Origin of the sequence: Piscinibacter defluvii, from assembly GCF_004011805.1 — a bacterium.
Classification (GTDB): domain Bacteria; phylum Pseudomonadota; class Gammaproteobacteria; order Burkholderiales; family Burkholderiaceae_C; genus Piscinibacter; species Piscinibacter defluvii.
This window is the reverse complement of the sequence record NZ_ML137199.1, coordinates 67633-82891: the sequence shown is the minus strand read 5'-3', so window position 1 is coordinate 82891 and position 15259 is coordinate 67633. Positions and strand designations below refer to the sequence as shown.

17 protein-coding genes are annotated in these 15259 nt (G+C 72.8%); 15 read left to right on the top strand and 2 right to left on the bottom strand.

The window, feature by feature from the left end; all coding sequences use genetic code 11:
• Together D9C15_RS07380 and D9C15_RS07375 are read left to right on the top strand one after the other, a co-directional pair.
• Complete coding sequence (locus D9C15_RS07380) at positions 1 to 1866, top strand: feruloyl-CoA synthase (RefSeq protein WP_127996804.1); 1866 nt, start codon at positions 1 to 3, stop codon at positions 1864 to 1866.
• 66 nt (positions 1867 to 1932) lie between these two features.
• Entirely contained in the window at positions 1933 to 2415 is a 483-nt protein-coding gene (locus D9C15_RS07375; protein ID WP_127996803.1) for a MarR family winged helix-turn-helix transcriptional regulator, read from the top strand.
• Here D9C15_RS07375 and D9C15_RS07370 read toward each other — a convergent pair whose 3' ends face one another.
• Both D9C15_RS07370 and D9C15_RS07365 read right to left on the bottom strand, forming a co-directional pair.
• Positions 2416 to 3393, bottom strand: a complete 978-nt coding sequence (locus tag D9C15_RS07370; protein ID WP_127996802.1) for a tripartite tricarboxylate transporter substrate-binding protein — start codon at positions 3391 to 3393, stop codon at positions 2416 to 2418.
• Positions 3394 to 3412: 19 nt separating this feature from the next.
• A complete protein-coding gene (locus tag D9C15_RS07365) occupies positions 3413 to 4555 on the bottom strand; it encodes a porin (protein ID WP_164886674.1) in 1143 nt (380 codons plus the stop codon).
• 134 nt (positions 4556 to 4689) lie between these two features.
• Here D9C15_RS07365 and D9C15_RS07360 point away from each other — a divergent pair, with 134 nt between their 5' ends.
• The 13 genes from D9C15_RS07360 to D9C15_RS07300 all read left to right on the top strand — a co-directional run bounded on the left by D9C15_RS07360 (position 4690) and on the right by D9C15_RS07300 (position 15257).
• Positions 4690 to 6240, top strand: coding sequence for a methyl-accepting chemotaxis protein (locus D9C15_RS07360; RefSeq protein ID WP_127996800.1), 1551 nt, complete (start codon positions 4690 to 4692; stop codon positions 6238 to 6240).
• Positions 6241 to 6402: 162 nt separating this feature from the next.
• Positions 6403 to 7467: a hydrogenase small subunit gene (locus D9C15_RS07355; RefSeq protein ID WP_127996799.1), complete on the top strand. Its 1065-nt coding sequence runs from the start codon at positions 6403 to 6405 to the stop codon at positions 7465 to 7467.
• Positions 7468 to 7479: 12 nt separating this feature from the next.
• On the top strand, positions 7480 to 9336 hold the full coding sequence (locus D9C15_RS07350) for a nickel-dependent hydrogenase large subunit (protein WP_127996798.1): 1857 nt from the start codon (positions 7480 to 7482) through the stop codon (positions 9334 to 9336).
• A gap of 32 nt (positions 9337 to 9368) precedes the next feature.
• Positions 9369 to 9953 carry a HupE/UreJ family protein gene (locus D9C15_RS07345; RefSeq protein WP_127996797.1) on the top strand — a complete coding sequence of 195 codons (585 nt, stop codon included), beginning with the start codon at positions 9369 to 9371 and terminating at the stop codon, positions 9951 to 9953.
• Positions 9954 to 9972: 19 nt separating this feature from the next.
• A complete protein-coding gene (gene cybH / locus D9C15_RS07340; RefSeq protein WP_127996796.1) occupies positions 9973 to 10707 on the top strand; it encodes a Ni/Fe-hydrogenase, b-type cytochrome subunit in 735 nt (244 codons plus the stop codon).
• 4 nt (positions 10708 to 10711) lie between these two features.
• On the top strand, positions 10712 to 11329 hold the full coding sequence (locus D9C15_RS07335) for a HyaD/HybD family hydrogenase maturation endopeptidase (protein WP_127996795.1): 618 nt from the start codon (positions 10712 to 10714) through the stop codon (positions 11327 to 11329).
• Between the two features lie 2 nt (positions 11330 to 11331).
• Positions 11332 to 11643, top strand: a complete 312-nt coding sequence (locus D9C15_RS07330) for a HypC/HybG/HupF family hydrogenase formation chaperone (protein WP_127996794.1) — start codon at positions 11332 to 11334, stop codon at positions 11641 to 11643.
• 109 nt (positions 11644 to 11752) lie between these two features.
• Entirely contained in the window at positions 11753 to 12187 is a 435-nt protein-coding gene (locus D9C15_RS07325) for a thioredoxin domain-containing protein (RefSeq protein WP_127996793.1), read from the top strand.
• Positions 12188 to 12200: 13 nt separating this feature from the next.
• Positions 12201 to 13076 (top strand): hydrogenase expression/formation protein, encoded by an 876-nt coding sequence (locus D9C15_RS07320; RefSeq protein WP_127996792.1) that lies wholly within the window; start codon positions 12201 to 12203, stop codon positions 13074 to 13076.
• A gap of 82 nt (positions 13077 to 13158) precedes the next feature.
• Positions 13159 to 13377: a rubredoxin gene (locus tag D9C15_RS07315; RefSeq protein ID WP_127996791.1), complete on the top strand. Its 219-nt coding sequence runs from the start codon at positions 13159 to 13161 to the stop codon at positions 13375 to 13377.
• The gene (gene hybE, locus D9C15_RS07310) at positions 13374 to 13844 is read left to right on the top strand and encodes a [NiFe]-hydrogenase assembly chaperone HybE (RefSeq protein WP_127996790.1); all 471 of its coding nucleotides are present in this window, start codon (positions 13374 to 13376) and stop codon (positions 13842 to 13844) included. Before D9C15_RS07315 ends, hybE begins: the two co-directional genes overlap by 4 nt.
• A complete protein-coding gene (locus D9C15_RS07305) occupies positions 13841 to 14917 on the top strand; it encodes a hydrogenase formation protein (RefSeq protein ID WP_127996789.1) in 1077 nt (358 codons plus the stop codon). Before hybE ends, D9C15_RS07305 begins: the two co-directional genes overlap by 4 nt.
• A complete protein-coding gene (locus D9C15_RS07300; RefSeq protein WP_127996788.1) occupies positions 14910 to 15257 on the top strand; it encodes a hydrogenase maturation nickel metallochaperone HypA/HybF in 348 nt (115 codons plus the stop codon). The genes D9C15_RS07305 and D9C15_RS07300 overlap by 8 nt, the downstream gene beginning before the upstream one ends.
• Positions 15258 to 15259 lie beyond the last annotated feature (2 nt).

Below are 15259 nucleotides of genomic sequence, written 5' to 3'. Positions count from 1 at the left end.
GTGGCACCGTACCGCGACGTCGCCTTCGGTCCGTACGCGGCCGACATCGAGACCCGCGCCGACGGCTGCGTGCTGCTGCGCGCCTGCGAGCCGCTGCAGCCGTATCCGCAGCGCTTCACCGAGCACCTGGTGCAGTGGGCCGCGCGGCGGCCCGCGCAGACCTTCCTGGCGCGGCGCGCACCCGGGCCGGCCGGCAGCCCGGGGCGGCCATGGCGGCGCCTGAGCTACGGGCAGGCGCTCGAGCAGGTGACGCAGCTCGCGCAGGCGCTGCTCGACCTGGGGCTTTCGCCGCAGCGGCCGCTCGTGATCCTGTCGGGCAACGACCTGGAGCACGCGCTGCTGAGCCTCGCCGCGCTGCACGTCGGCATCCCGGTCGCGCCGCTGTCGCCGTCGTACTCGCGGCTCGATCCGGAGGCCGTGCGCGTGGTGCAGGCGATCGAGCGGCTGACACCCGGCCTGGTGTTCGCGGCCGAAGGCGCCGCCTACGCGCACGCGATCGCGCGCGCGGTGCCGGCGGACGTCCCGGTGCTGCTGACGCAGGGCAAGCTGCCCGGCCGGCCCACGCTCGCCTTCGAGACGCTGCTCGCCGCCACGCCGACGCCGGCCGTCGCGGCGGCGCACGCGCGCGTGGACGGCGACACGGTCGCCAAGCTGCTGTTCACCTCGGGCTCGACGCAGGCGCCCAAGGCGGTGATCAACACCCACCGCATGCTGTGCGCGAACCAGCAGATGTACGCCCAGTGCTACCCCTTCCTGGAGCAGGTGCCGCCGGTGCTCGTGGACTGGCTGCCCTGGCACCACACCGCCGGGGGCAACTCCAACCTCGGGCTGGTGCTGCGCAACGGCGGCACGCTGTACATCGACGACGGCAAGCCCACCGAGGCCGGCATCGCCGAGACATTGCTCAACCTGCGCGAGATCTCGCCGACCGCGATCTACACCGTGCCCAAGGGCCTGGAGGTGCTGGTGCGCCACCTGGCTGAGGACGAGGCCCTGCGGCGCAGCCTGTTCGCCGAGCTGCGCCTGGTGTTCGCGGCCGGCGCGGCGATGCCGCCGGCGGTGATCGAGCAGTTCGACCAAATCGCGCTGCAGACCGTCGGTTGGCGTGTGCCGATGACGATGGGCCTGGGCATGACCGAGACCGCGCCGTTCGCCGTCTCGCACCACCGCCCCGGCTGGCACGCCGGCGTGATCGGCCTGCCTGCGCCGGGCCTGGCGCTGAAGCTCGCGCCGGTGGACGGCAAGCTCGAGGTGCGTTACCGCGGGCCGAGCGTGACGCCCGGCTACTGGCGCCAGCCCGAGCTGCGCGCACAGTGCTGGGACGAGGAAGGCTTCTTCCGCAGCGGCGATGCCGCGGCCTTCATCGACCCGGCCGAGCCGGCGCGCGGGCTGCGCTTCGACGGCCGCATCGCGGAGAACTTCAAGCTCGTCAGCGGCACCTGGGTCGGCGTCGAGGCGGTGCGCGCACGCGCGCTGGCGCACGCGCTGCCCTATGTGCACGACGTCGTGGTCGCCGGCGAAGGGCGCGAGGTGCTCGGGCTGCTGGCCTTCCTGGCGCCGGAGGCCCGTCGGCTGTGCGGCGATGCCGGCGCGCTCGCGAAAAGTGCCGGCGCACTCGCCGCGGACCCCGGCGTGCGCGCCTGGGCGCAGCGCTGGCTCGACACGCTGGCCGCCGCCGGCACCGGCAGCTCGAATCGCGTCGAGCGCCTGCTGCTGATGGACGAACCGCCCTCGGCCGCCCACGGCGAACTCACCGACAAGGGCTCGCTGAACCAGCGCGCGGTGCTGCGCACGCGCGCCGCCCTGGTCGAGGCGCTGTACGCCGAGCCGGCCGACCCGCGGGTGCTGCGCGCGTCGCCGCGTTGAGGCCGCCGGGGCGGCGGCCGCGCTTCCTACAATGGCCCCGCCCCCTCCGACCCCGCCGCCTGCTGAATGCCCTCCCGCACCGACCCGCCGGCCCCCCCGCGCAAGCGCCGCCCGGCGGACGACCCGCTCGCCCGCTTCGACTTCCAGAGCGACTCGCTCGGCTACGCGCTGCGCCGCGCGCAGCTGCGCGTCTACGAGCGCTTCTACGAGATGCTCGGCACGATGGACCTCTCGCCGGCGCGCGTAACGGCGCTGTCGATCATCGCGATGGAGCCGGAGATCAATCAGGCGACGCTCGCCAAGCGGCTCGACGTCGCCGGCCCGAGCGTGCTGAAGCTGGTCGATGCGCTCGAGGAAGGCGGACTGATCCGGCGCGAGGACGTGGCCGACGACCGGCGCCGCTACAACCTCGTGCTGACGCCGGCGGGCCGCGCGAAGGTCGAGGCGCTGCGCAGCGCGCTGGCCGCCTACGAGGAGCGCCTGGCGCAGCGGCTCAGCGCCGCCGAGCGCGCGCAGCTGATGGCGCTGCTCGAGCGCGTCGCGACCTGATCAGCTGTCGGCCGTGAAGCCGACGCGCCGCACCAGCGGGCCCCAGCGCTCGTGCTCGGCGCGCTGGCTGTGTGCCATCTCCTCGGGCGTCGAGCCCTGCGCGAGCAGGCCGAGCGCGGCCAGGCCGTCAACCACGGTGCGATCCTTCAGCGCTGCGTTGATCGCGCTGCTGGCCGCGGCCACGAGGCGTGGCGCGGTCCCCGCCGGGGCGTAGAAGCCGAACCACTCCTCGACGGTCAGTTCGCCGAAGCCCTGCTCTGCGAAGGTCGGCACCTCGGCCGCGAAGGGCAGCCGCGTGCGGCCGCTGGTGGCCAGCAGGCGCAGCTTGGCGGCGCGGTGGTGGGCCAGGAAGTCGCCGCTGGGTGTCAGCATGGCGGCGATCTGGCCGCCGAGCAGATCGGTCACGCCGGGCACCGAGCCGCGGTAGGGCACGTGACGCAATTCGAGGTTCTGGCCGAGCCCGAGCAGCGCGCCGAGGAAGTGCGGCGTCGAGCCGGCGCCCGGCGAGCCGTAGCTCGCCTTCTCGGGGTTCGCCTTGGCCCAGGCGAGAAAACCCTTCACGTCGGTGACGCTCGGCGGCACCAGCGGCCCGACCGCCAGTCCGTGGTGCGTCAGCGCGGCGATGGCGACCGGCGCGAAGTCGGCCAGCGGGTCGTAGGCCAGGCGGCGGTAGACATGCGGGTAGATCACCGTCGCGGTGAACGGCGTCAGCGCGAGCACCGAGCCGTCCGCCGGTGCGGCCTTCAGCGCCTCGAGCGCGAGGCGGCCGCCGGCGCCGGCGCGATTCTCCACCACCGCGGCGTTCTTCGCGTAGGCGCTGCCGGCCAGGCGCTCCGCGACGCGGCGCGCGACCACGTCGCCGGCGCTGCCGGGCGGGAAGCCGTACAGGATGCGCGGCTGCTCGACGGCCTGCGCGCGCACGGCCGGCGCGGCGGCCGCGGCGAGCGCCGCCAGCGCGGCGCGGCGGGTGAGGCGCATGGGCTTCTCCGGCTTCCGGTCAGAAGCTGTGGCGCAGCCCGCTGGCCAGCAGGCGCGACGTGCCGCCGGCGCTGGGCCGCAGGTCGCCCACCAGCGAAGCGCTGCCGAGTTCGCCGTTGTTCAGCGCGCCGTAGGCGACGAAGGCCTGGGTGCGCTTGCTGAAGGCATAGGTGTAGGCGAGCGACCAGGCGGTCGAGTCGTCCGGCACCGTCGAGATCGGCGCGGCCACGTTGGCCGGCCGCCGGCCGCGGTGCACGTCGGCCAGGGTCAGCCGGCCGACCGAGGCGCCGAAGGTGTGCACGCCCATCGGCACCGAGACGCCGAGGATCAGCACGCGGTCGGTGCCCTCGGAGCCCGGGATCGGCGTGGTCGCGCCCGGCGCGGCGATCGACGAACCCTTGCGCGAGAAGAACGCGCCGACCAGCTTCAGCGCGGTGAAGCTGTACTGCGCGCCGAGTGCGAGGTCGGTCTGCTCGATCTGGCTGCCCGGCACCTCGGGAATGCGGTTGATCACCAGGTCCGCGGTCAGCGGACCGCTGGTGTAGCCCGCGCCGAACTGCGTCAGCTTGGCCGAGCCGGCCGCGAAGCTGCCGCCCTCGCCGGCCGACTGCATGAGCGAGAAGCTGAAGCCGGAGAGGCGCGGCGAGCTGTACAGCACCGCGTTGCTGGTGCGCGAGCCGGCGCCGTCCAGGTTCATCACCGGCGCCATCGCGCTGCCGGCGGCGATCAGCAGGTTGCCCAGCGGATCGGTCGTCAGCCAGCCGGTGGCCGAGTACTTGATGCCGAAGGTCCGCCCGGCGGTGTGGATGCGGCCGAGCGAGAGGCGCCCGTAGCTGCCGCTGCCCAGGTACACGAGCGACTGGCGGCCCCACATCTTGCCGGCCTGGCCGGTGCCGCCGGTGTCCAGCACCGGCTGCGTCTCGAGCGTGAAGCCGGCCGAGAGCCCGCCGCCCAGGTCCTCGTTGCCGGTGAAGCCGAGCGCGTTCGGGTTGAAGCCGCTGTTGAGCACCTTGCGCGAATCCGCTCCGCTGGCCGACTGCACGGCCACGTAGGCGTCGAGCGCGCCGTAGAGGGTCACCGACGACTGGGCGGCGGCGCCGCCGGCGGCGGCCAGCGTGGCCAGCACCACGCCGGCCGGGCGGCCGAGGCTGCGACGAGGCATGTCTGTCTCCTTGTGAATCGATCTATGACTAACCGTTATCCATACTATTGATTCGCCTGACTCACCGCAAGCAGGGTTTGCCGGGGTCAAGGCCGGCGCGGCGCGTCCGATAAGCCCGCCGAGGAGGACCATCCATGCGCCTGTCGTCGCCGTCGTCGTTGCTGCTGCGCCCCGGCTGCCGCCTGCTCGGGCGGCTGCACCTGGCCGGCCAGTTCGCGGTGTTCGCGGCGCTGCTCGTGCCGCTGGGCGTCGGGCTGCCCGGCGGTCTGGCTGCGGTGCTGGCCGCGCTGGCGGCCTACCTGCTGCTGTGCTGGTACTCGCTGCTGCGCGGCGGGCTGGACGGCCTGGCGCGCGCGCTGCAGGCGCTGCACGCCGGTGACCTGACGCGCCGCGCCGAGGCCAGCGGCACGGACGAACTGGCCGCACTGCAGCGCCGGGTCGAGCAGCTGACGCGGCGCTGGTCGGCCGTCGTGGCGACGGTGCGCAGCGAGGCGCAGCTGGTGGCGATGTCCGGCGAGCAGTTCAGCCGGCATGCCGGCGCGATGTCCGACGACACGCACCGGCAGGCCGGCAGCCTGCAGCAGACCTCGGCCAGCGTCGGCGAGATCGCCGGCGCGGTGCAGCGCAATGCGCAGGCGGTGCAGGAGGCCGACACGCTGGCCGGCCGCGTGCGCGGATCGGCCGAGCAGGGCCTGAGCGTGGTCACCTCGGCGGTGGAATCCATGCAGGGCCTGGAACAGCGGGCGCGCCAGATGACCGAGATCATCGGCGTGATCGACGGCATCGCGTTCCAGACCAACATCCTGGCGCTCAATGCGGCCGTCGAGGCGGCGCGCGCCGGCGAGCAGGGGCGCGGCTTTGCGGTGGTGGCCGGCGAGGTGCGCAGCCTCGCGCAGCGCAGCGCCCAGGCGGCCGCCGAGGTGAAGAAGCTGATCGACGGCTCCAGCAACGACATCCATGCCGGCGTGCAGCGCATCCGCGCCTCGACCCAGGCCCTGGACAGCGTGGTCAGCGGCATCCGCGAGGTGGCCGAGACGCTGCGCGGGGTCGCCGCGTCGAGCCGGCAGCAGAACGACGGGCTGCAGCAGGTGGCCGTGGCGGTGGCCGAAATCGACACGCTGACGCAGCGCCAGGCGCAGACCGTCGAGGCGACGGTGCAGGCCGCGGAGCGGCTGCGCGAGCAGTCGCACGAGATCGCCGCCTCGGTGGCCGACCTGCGCCTGCGCCAGGGTTGCGCCGACGAGGCCCGCGCGCTGGTGGAGAAGGTGGTGGCCTACACCCGCGCCCACGGCCGGCAGGCCGCCGTGGCCGCGGTGCACGATCCGACGGGCCCGTTCCGCGACCGCGACATGTTCATCATCCTGATGGACAGCAGGAACCACTTCCGCGCCTTCGGCGTCGATCCGTCGAAGGCCGACAAGCCGGCCGTCGCCGCGCCCGGCGTCGACATCGCCGACCTGTGCGCGCGCACCCACGCCGCGGCGCGCGCCGGCGGCGGCTGGGTCGGCTTCAGGAGCATGCACCCCGCCACCGGCGCCGTGGTCGAGAAGCTCGGCTACGCGCTCGCGGTGGACGACGACTGGGTCGCGTTGTGCAGCATCAACCGCACCGACGGGGACGGCGCCGGCGCAGCGCCGCCTGACAAGGCAGTTGCCGTTCCGGTGTCCGCACCGGCAGCGGCCTGACCAGCCGCGCCGCGGCCGGCGCCGGCGCGCGCCGGGTGGCGCGTGCAAACGCGGCGCGCATCAAGCACTTAGCGCCGCCCTCCCGGACTTACCCGAAGTCACCCCGCGCGCGGCACGGCTCTTGAGTCCTGCTCCTGGCCCACCCACCAGGAGACGAGGACGATGGAGACCTTCTACGAGGTGATGCGGCGCCAGGGCATCTCCCGGCGCAGCTTCCTCAAGTACTGCTCGCTGACGGCCACCTCGCTGGGCCTCGCGCCCTCGTTCGTGCCGCAGATCGTGCACGCGATGGAGACCAAGCCGCGCACGCCGGTGCTGTGGCTGCACGGGCTCGAATGCACCTGCTGCTCGGAGAGCTTCATCCGCTCGGCGCACCCGCTGGCCAAGGACGTGGTGCTGTCGATGATCAGCCTGGACTACGACGACACCCTGATGGCCTCGGCCGGCCACCAGGCCGAGGCCATCCTCGAGGAGATCATCGCCAAGTACAAGGGCAACTACATCCTCGCCGTCGAGGGCAACCCGCCGCTGAACCAGGACGGCATGAGCTGCATCATCGGCGGCCGCCCGTTCCTCGACCAGCTCAAGCATGTCGCGAAGGACTGCAAGGCCATCATCAGCTGGGGCAGTTGCGCGAGCTGGGGCTGCGTGCAGGCCGCCAAGCCGAACCCGACGCAGGCGGTGCCGGTGCACAAGGTGATCACCGACAAGCCCATCATCAAGGTGCCCGGCTGCCCGCCGATCGCCGAGGTGATGACCGGCGTCATCACCTACATGCTGACCTTCGACCGCATCCCCGAGCTCGACCGCCAGGGCCGGCCGAAGATGTTCTACAGCCAGCGCATCCACGACAAGTGCTACCGCCGGCCGCACTTCGACGCCGGCCAGTTCGTCGAAGCCTTCGACGACGAGAGCGCGCGCCGCGGCTACTGCCTCTACAAGGTCGGCTGCAAGGGCCCGACGACCTACAACGCCTGCTCCACCACGCGCTGGAACGAGGGCACCAGCTTCCCGATCCAGGCCGGCCACGGCTGCATCGGCTGCTCGGAAGACGGCTTCTGGGACAAGGGCTCGTTCTACGACCGGCTGACCGACATCGGGCACTTCGGCGTCGAGGCGAACGCCGACAAGGTGGGCGGCACCGCGGCCGGCATCGTCGGCGCGGCGGTCGCCGCGCACGCGGCGGTCTCGGCGATCAAGCGGGTGGCCAGCCCGGTTCAGAAATAAGGACGGCATCACATGGGCGCTTACGACACCCAGGGCTTCAAGCTCGACGACAGCGGCCGCCGCGTCGTCGTGGACCCGGTGACCCGCATCGAGGGTCACATGCGCTGCGAGGTCAACCTCGACAAGAACAACGTCATCCGCAACGCCGTCTCCACCGGCACGATGTGGCGCGGGCTCGAGGTCATCCTCAAGGGCCGCGACCCGCGCGACGCGTGGGCCTTCGTCGAGCGCATCTGCGGCGTGTGCACCGGCTGCCACGCGCTGACCAGCGTGCGTGCGGTGGAAGACGCGCTCGGGATCAGGATCCCGAAGAACGCGCACCTGATCCGCGAGATGATGGCCAAGACCTTGCAGGTGCACGACCACGCGGTGCACTTCTACCACCTGCATGCGCTCGACTGGGTCGACGTCGTCTCGGCGCTGAAGGCGGATCCGAAGAAGACCTCGGACCTGCAGCACCTGGTGTCGCCATCCCATCCGCTCAGCTCGCCGGGATATTTCCGCGACATCCAGAACCGGCTCAAGAAGTTCGTCGAGAGCGGCCAGCTCGGGCCGTTCATGAACGGCTACTGGGGCAGCAAGGCCTACGTGCTGCCGCCCGAGGCCAACCTGATGGCGGTGACGCACTACCTCGAGGCGCTCGACCTGCAGAAGGAGTGGGTCAAGATCCACACCATCTTCGGCGGCAAGAACCCGCACCCGAACTACCTGGTCGGCGGCGTGCCCTGCGCGATCAACCTCGACCGCGACGGTGCGGCCGGCGCGCCGATCAACATGGAGCGGCTGAACTTCGTCAAGGCGCGCATCGACGAGATCATCGAGTTCAACAGGAACGTCTACATCCCCGACGTGCTGGCCATCGGCACGATCTACAAGCAGGCCGGCTGGCTCTACGGCGGCGGGCTCTCCGCCACCAACGTGAGCGACTACGGCGAGTACCCCAAGGTCAACTACGACAAGAGCACCGACCAGCTGCCCGGCGGCGTGATCCTGAACGGCAACTGGGACGAGATCCTGCCGATCGACCCGCGCGACCCCGAGCAGGTGCAGGAGTTCGTCACCCACAGCTGGTACAAGTACGCCGACGAGACCAAGGGCCTGCACCCCTGGGACGGCGTCACCGAGCCGAACTACGCGCTCGGCGCCAACACCAAGGGCACGAAGACGAACATCCAGCAGATCGACGAGAGCGCCAAGTACTCGTGGATCAAGTCGCCGCGCTGGCGCGGCCAGGCGGTCGAGGTGGGCCCGCTGTCGCGCTACATCCTGGCCTACGCCCATGCGAAGAAGGGCAACAAGTTCGCCCAGCGGCCGAAGGAACAGCTCGAGTTCTCGGCCATGATGATCAACGCCGGCATCCCCAAGGCGCTCGGCCTGCCGGAGACGCAGTTCACGCTCAAGCAGCTGCTGCCCACCACCATCGGCCGCACGCTGGCGCGTGCGCTCGAGGGCCAGTACTGCGGCGAGATGATGCTGGACGACTGGAACGAGCTGGTCGCCAACATCAAGGCCGGCGACACGGCCACCGCCAACGTCGACAAGTGGGACCCGGCCACCTGGCCCAAGGAGGCCAAGGGCGTGGGCACGGTGGCCGCGCCGCGCGGCATGCTGGGCCACTGGGTCAAGATCAAGGACGGCCGCATCGAGAACTACCAGTGCGTGGTGCCCACCACCTGGAACGGCTCGCCGCGCGACCACAAGGGCCAGATCGGCGCCTTCGAGGCCAGCCTGATGAACACGCCGATGGTCAACCCGGAGCAGCCGGTCGAGATCCTGCGCACGCTGCACTCCTTCGACCCCTGCCTGGCCTGCTCCACCCACGTGATGAGCGAGGACGGTGCCGAGCTCGCGCGCGTCAAGGTGCGCTGACAACGCCTACACCGACTACGGAGACGATCACGATGATCCGCAAGCAACTCCTGCGCGCCGCCGGCGCCGCGGCCCTGCTGCTGGCCGCCGGCAGCGCGAGCGCCCACCCCGGCCACGGCGTGGCCAGCCTGGCCGAGGGCCTGGCGCACCCCTTCGGACTCGACCACCTGCTCGCGATGGTCGCGGTCGGCCTGTGGTCGGCCGCGGCGCTGCCGCGCGAGCGGCAGTGGCAGGGGCCGCTGGCCTTCCTGCTGGCGATGAGCGCCGGCGCGGCGCTGGGCCTGGCCGGCGTGTCGCCGACCTTCACCGAGGCGGGCATCGCGGCCGGCGTGGCGGTGTTCGGCGTGATGCTCGCCTTCGCGCGACGCATCGCCCCGGGCGCCGGCCTGGCGCTGATCGCCGGCGCCGCCGCGCTGCACGGCGTGGCGCACGGTGCCGAGCTGCCGGCGGGCGCGAGTGTCGCCGGCTACGCATTCGGCTTCCTGGCGACGACGGCGCTGCTGCACGGCGGCGGCCTGGCCGCGGGCCTGGCGCTGCGCGAGCGCGGCGCGCGGCTGTGGCAGCTGATGGGCGCGTCGTTCGGCCTCGCCGGCCTCGCGCTGCTGGCGCGTCTCTGACCCTGCCCGAGGAGGCCGCATGTCGCACACCCCTTCCCAGGTCTTCCGCGATGCCACCGGCACCGACGAGCAGGCGGTCGCCCAGGCCGCGGCGATCAAGTCGGTCTACGTCTACGAGGCGCCGGTGCGCATCTGGCACTGGATCAACGCGCTCAGCCTCGTGGTGCTCGGCGTCACCGGCTACTTCATCGGCTCGCCGCTGCCCACGCTGCCCGGCGAGGCCAGCGCGAACTTCCTGATGGGCTACATCCGCTTCGCGCATTTCGCCGCGGGCTACGTGTTCGCCATCGGGCTGGTCGGGCGGCTCTACTGGGCCTTCGTCGGCAACCACCACGCGGCCGAGCTGTTCTGGCTGCCGGTGTTCCGCCTTGCCTACTGGCGCGAGGTGCTGACGATGCTGAAGTGGTACGCCTTCATCATCCCGCGCCCGAGCCGCTACGTGGGCCACAACCCGCTGGCGCGCGCGGCGATGTTCTTCGGCTTCCTGGTCATCACGGTGTTCATGATCGTCACCGGCTTCGCGCTCTACGGCGAAGGCACGCAGCCGGGTTCGTGGGCCCACAGCCTCTTCACGAGCTGGGTGATCCCGCTGTTCGGCCAGTCGCAGGACGTGCACACCTGGCACCACCTGGGCCTGTGGGCGATGCTGATCTTCGTGATCCTGCACGTGTACGCCGCGATCCGCGAGGACATCATGGGCCGGCAGAGCATGGTCAGCACGATGATCTCGGGCTACCGCACGTTCAAAGACTGAGGCCATGGGCACCATCGTTGTTCTCGGCATCGGCAACGTGCTCTGGGCCGACGAGGGTTTCGGCGTGCGCTGCGTCGAGGCGCTGCAGCAGCGCTGGGCCTTCGAAGGCGGCGAGCCGGTGCAGCTGGTCGACGGCGGCACGCAGGGCCTGTACCTGATCCAGCACGTGCAGGCGGCGACGAAGCTGCTGATCTTCGACGCGATCGACTACGGCCTCGAGCCCGGCACGCTCAAGCTGATCGAGGACGACGCGGTGCCGCGTTTCATGGGCGCGAAGAAGATGAGCCTGCACCAGACCGGCTTCCAGGAGGTGCTGATGCTGGCGCAGCTGACCGAGAAGTTCCCCGAGCGGGTGCTGCTGATCGGCTGCCAGCCGCAGGAGATCGAGGACTTCGGCGGCAGCCTGCGGCCGGCGGTGCGCACCGCGTTGGAGGATGCGCTCGCGCTCGGCGTGGACCGCCTGCGCGCCTGGGGCGCCAAGCCGGTGCCGCGGCTCGCCCCGCCCGGCGGCGACGAGGCGGTGACGGTGCGCACCCTCGCGATCGAGGGCTACGAGGCCGGGCGGCCCTCGGCCGCGCAGGCCTGCCGGATCGGCGACGAACGTTTCCTGCTGCAGCCCTGACCATGTGCATCGCGATCCCGATGCAGGTCGATCACCCCGAACCCGGCCACGCCTGGGTGGCCGCCCGCGGCGAACGGCGGCGTGTCAGCACCGCGCTGGTCGGCGCGGTCGAGCGCGGCGACTGGCTGCTCGTGTTCCTCGACAGCGCGCGCGAACGCATCGACGCCGCGCGCGCCGCCGAGGTCAACGCCCTGCTCGATCAGGTGCAGGGCGCGCTGCTCGGCGCCGGCGACCCCGGCTTCGATGCCGACTTCGAGCTGCCCTCGCGCATGGATCCCGCCGCACTCGCGGCCCTCACCGGACAAGCGACATGAGACACCCTGTATCAACCTGGGCATGGCGGGCCGAGCGCCGGGCCGCTCCCCAGCCGGCCCGCATCCCCTCGGGGGATCGGCCGACGTACCCGTCGGACGAGGGGCTGTCATGAGCACCGACACCCTGCCCCCCGTGATCCGCCGCCTGCTCGAGCGCGACGCGGTCGTGCCCGTCGACGAGGCCGGCCTGCCCGGGTTCCTCGAGCATCCCGGCGACCAGGTACTGTTCCTGTCCGGCGACCCGGTGCAGTTCCCCGAGGGCCTGGACGTGGCGGTGGTGCTGCCCGAGTTGCGCGCGGCGGCGGGCGGCGCGTTCCGCATCGGCGTGGTGGCACGCGACGATCAGGAGGCCGTCGCCAGGCGCTACGGCAACCAGCGCTGGCCCGCGCTGGTGTTCGTGCGCGACGGCCGCTACGTGACCACGCTGGCCGGCATGCACGACTGGGGCGTGTTCGTCGAACGCGTGGCGGCCGCGCTCGCCGCACCGACCACGCGGCCGCCGATCGCGCTGGTCGGCCCGGCAGCAACCTCCTCCTGCCACTGAGCCGAGGACCGACATGAACCCCCGCCCCTTCCCGATCCCCGTCGTCGCCGTCGGCCCCGGCAGCCAGCCCGAGGACGAGACGCTCGAGTACATCACCATGCCCTCGGGCATGGACACCTACCGGGCGCCGGTGCTGCCCGAGCCCGAGGAGCTCGCCGGCCATGCCGGCACCCGCGCCGTGCTCGGCCAGGTGCTGACCGCGCTGCGCGCCGGCCGGCCGGAACGCATTCCGCTGTTCGCGCTGTCGGACGAGGACCGCCGTCTGCTCGACCAGGTGCTCGGCGAAGGCGAGGTCGCGGCGCAGGTGCTGGCGCGCCCCGGGCTGCGCGCGGTCGATGCCGACGCGGCCCGCGTGCGGGTGCAGGAATCGGTGTTCGCCGGTGTCTGGCGTGTGCGCTCGGTCGAGGACGATGGCGCCACGAGTGACCATGTCGAGGTCGGCGCGGTGCCGGCCGCGCTGGTCGCCGCGGCGGCCGAGGACAGCGCCGCCACGCGCGGCGCGCTGCCGCCGGTGCCGCCGGAATGTGTCAACGTGCCGCCGCTGCTGGTGGAGCTGGCCGACCAGCGCGCGCGCTGGCAGCCGGGCGACCCGGCGCACGTGGTCAACCTGACGCTGCTGCCGCTGGCACCGGAGGACATCGCGCACATCGACCACCAGCTCGGCACCGGCCGCGTGCTGCTGCTCTCGCGCGGCTACGGCAACTGCCGCATCACCAACGCGCTGGTGCCGCACACCTGGCGCGTGGTCTTCTACAACTCCCAGGACGTGGTGATCCTCAACACCATCGAGGTCGGTGCGCTGCCCGCGGTGGCCCGCGCCGCGCCCGAGGACCTGGCCGACAGCGCCGAGCGCCTGGCCGAGGTGCTGCAGTGGCTGGAGCCGGCGTGACGGGCCGAGCGCCGGGCCGCCCCAAGCCGGCCCGAATCCCCTCGGGGGATCGACCGGCGTACTCGCCGGGCGAGGGGCTGTCATGACGTTCGAGGGTTCCTACCTCGGCGACGCGGCGCGCCTGCCGGCACAGGCGCGCCTGGAGTGCAAGATCTGCTGGTGGGTCTACGATCCCGCGCTCGGCGATCCGGTCTGGCAGATCGCGCCCGGCACGCCGTTCGCAGCGCTGCCCGCGCACTGGCGCTGCCCGCAGTGCGACGGGGACGCTGAACAGTTCATGGTGCTGACGGAGAACACGTGAACCTGCTGGCCGCGCGGCTCGCCCTGCTCGAACGCTGCTTCCGCACGATCGAGCGCGAGCGGCTGCGCGGGCTGCCGATGCTGAACCCGGCGCTCGTGGTGCAGGCGGTGGATTTCGAGGCGGCGCCTGGCGAGGGCCTGGCCACCGGTGTGCTGGTGACCCCCTGGTTCATGAACCTGCTGCGCCTGCCGCTCGCGCCGGGCGTGGAGACGCTCGCGCCCGGCGAGACCGCGCCGCGCACGCTCGGCCCGTGCACCTTCGACTTCATCGGCGCGCACGAGGCGGCGCTCGGGCCCTTCGAGGCCTGTTCGCTGTTCTCGCCGATGCACGAGTTCGCCGATCAGGAAGCGGCCGTCGCCACCGCGCGTGCCGTGCTCGTGCACCTGCGCGGCCGGCCCGCGACGCGGCCGCCCGAGCAGCCGGCGCGGCGCGGCTTCCTGCTCGGCCGGCGCGAGGGGCGGCCGTGACCCCCGGCCGCGTGCTGCTGCGCCCGGGCGGACCGCCGCCGACGGTCGTCAACGAGCGGCCTCTGCTCGCGCCACGCCTCGCCCGCGGGCGCCGCGCCGACGAGCTGCCCGGCCTGCTGGGCGCGCTGTTCACGCTGTGCGGCCACGCGCACCGCCACACCGCCGCAGGTGCCGTGGCCGCGGCGCGCGGCGCGGCGGCGCTGCCGGACGCGGCGCAGCGCCAGGCGCTGCGCGCGGCCACCGCGCGCGACCAGCTGCTGCGGCTGGCCTACGACGGGCCGCGCCTGCTGCCCGGCGCGCCGGTGATCGACACGGCCGACGCCCTGCGCGGCTGCCCGCTGTTCGAGCCGGGGCCGGTGACCGATCAGCGCCTGGCGGCCCTGCCCGCCTGGCTGGCGCAGCACTGGCTCGGTGGCACGGTCGGCGACTGGCTGCAGCGCTGGGCCGACGATCCGGCCGACTGGCCGCTGCACTGGTGCCACGCGGTCGACACCCCGCCGGCCCGCCTGCTGCGCAGCCAGGCCGACGCGCTGCGCCGGCTCGCGACGCCGCAGGCCCCCCTGCCGCTGCTCGAGCAGCCGCTGGCCACGTTGCCGCAACTCGCCCGCCGCATCGCCGAGCAGCCGGACTTCTGCGCGCGGCCCGACTGGCTCGGACAGCCGGCCGAGACCGGCCCCTGGACGCGGATCAATTCCCGCGTGCGCCCCCGCCTGCACAATGGCTGGATGCGCCTGACGGCCCGCCTCGTCGATCTGCTGCAGCTCGCGGCCCCGGACGGCCACGACTGGCTGGCCGAAGGCGCGCTGCCGCTGGCCCGCGGCGAAGGCATCGCCTGGACCGAGATGGCGCGTGGCCTGCTCGTGCACCACGTGCAGCTCGACGACGCGGGCTGCGTGCGCAGCGCCGCGGTGCTGGCACCGACCGAGTGGAACTTCCACCCCGAGGGCGTGCTGGCACGCACGCTTGCCGCATTGCCCGAGGGCGATCGCGCCGCCCAGGCCGCGCGCGCCGCGGTGGCCTTCGATCCCTGCGTCGAGTTCGTCGTGGCGACGCCGGAGCCGGCCCATGCATGAGCTGAGCCTGGCCGGCGGCATCCTCAAGCTGGTCGAGGACGCAGCCGCGCGCGAGCACTTTGCGCGTGTCTCGTCGCTGCGGCTCGAGGCGGGGGCCCTCTCGGGCGTCGAGGTCGGCGCGCTGCGCTTCGCGCTCGACGCGATCACGCCCGGCACCTGCCTGGCCGGTGCGACCATCGAGATCGAGCAGCCGCCCGGCCAGGCCTGGTGCCTGCGCTGCGCCTGCAGCATCGAGATCGCGTCGCGCACCGACGCCTGCCCGCGCTGCGGCGGGCACCAGATCCAACCCACCGGCGGCACCGAGCTGAAGGTGCTCGACCTGCTGGTCCACGACGATTGAAG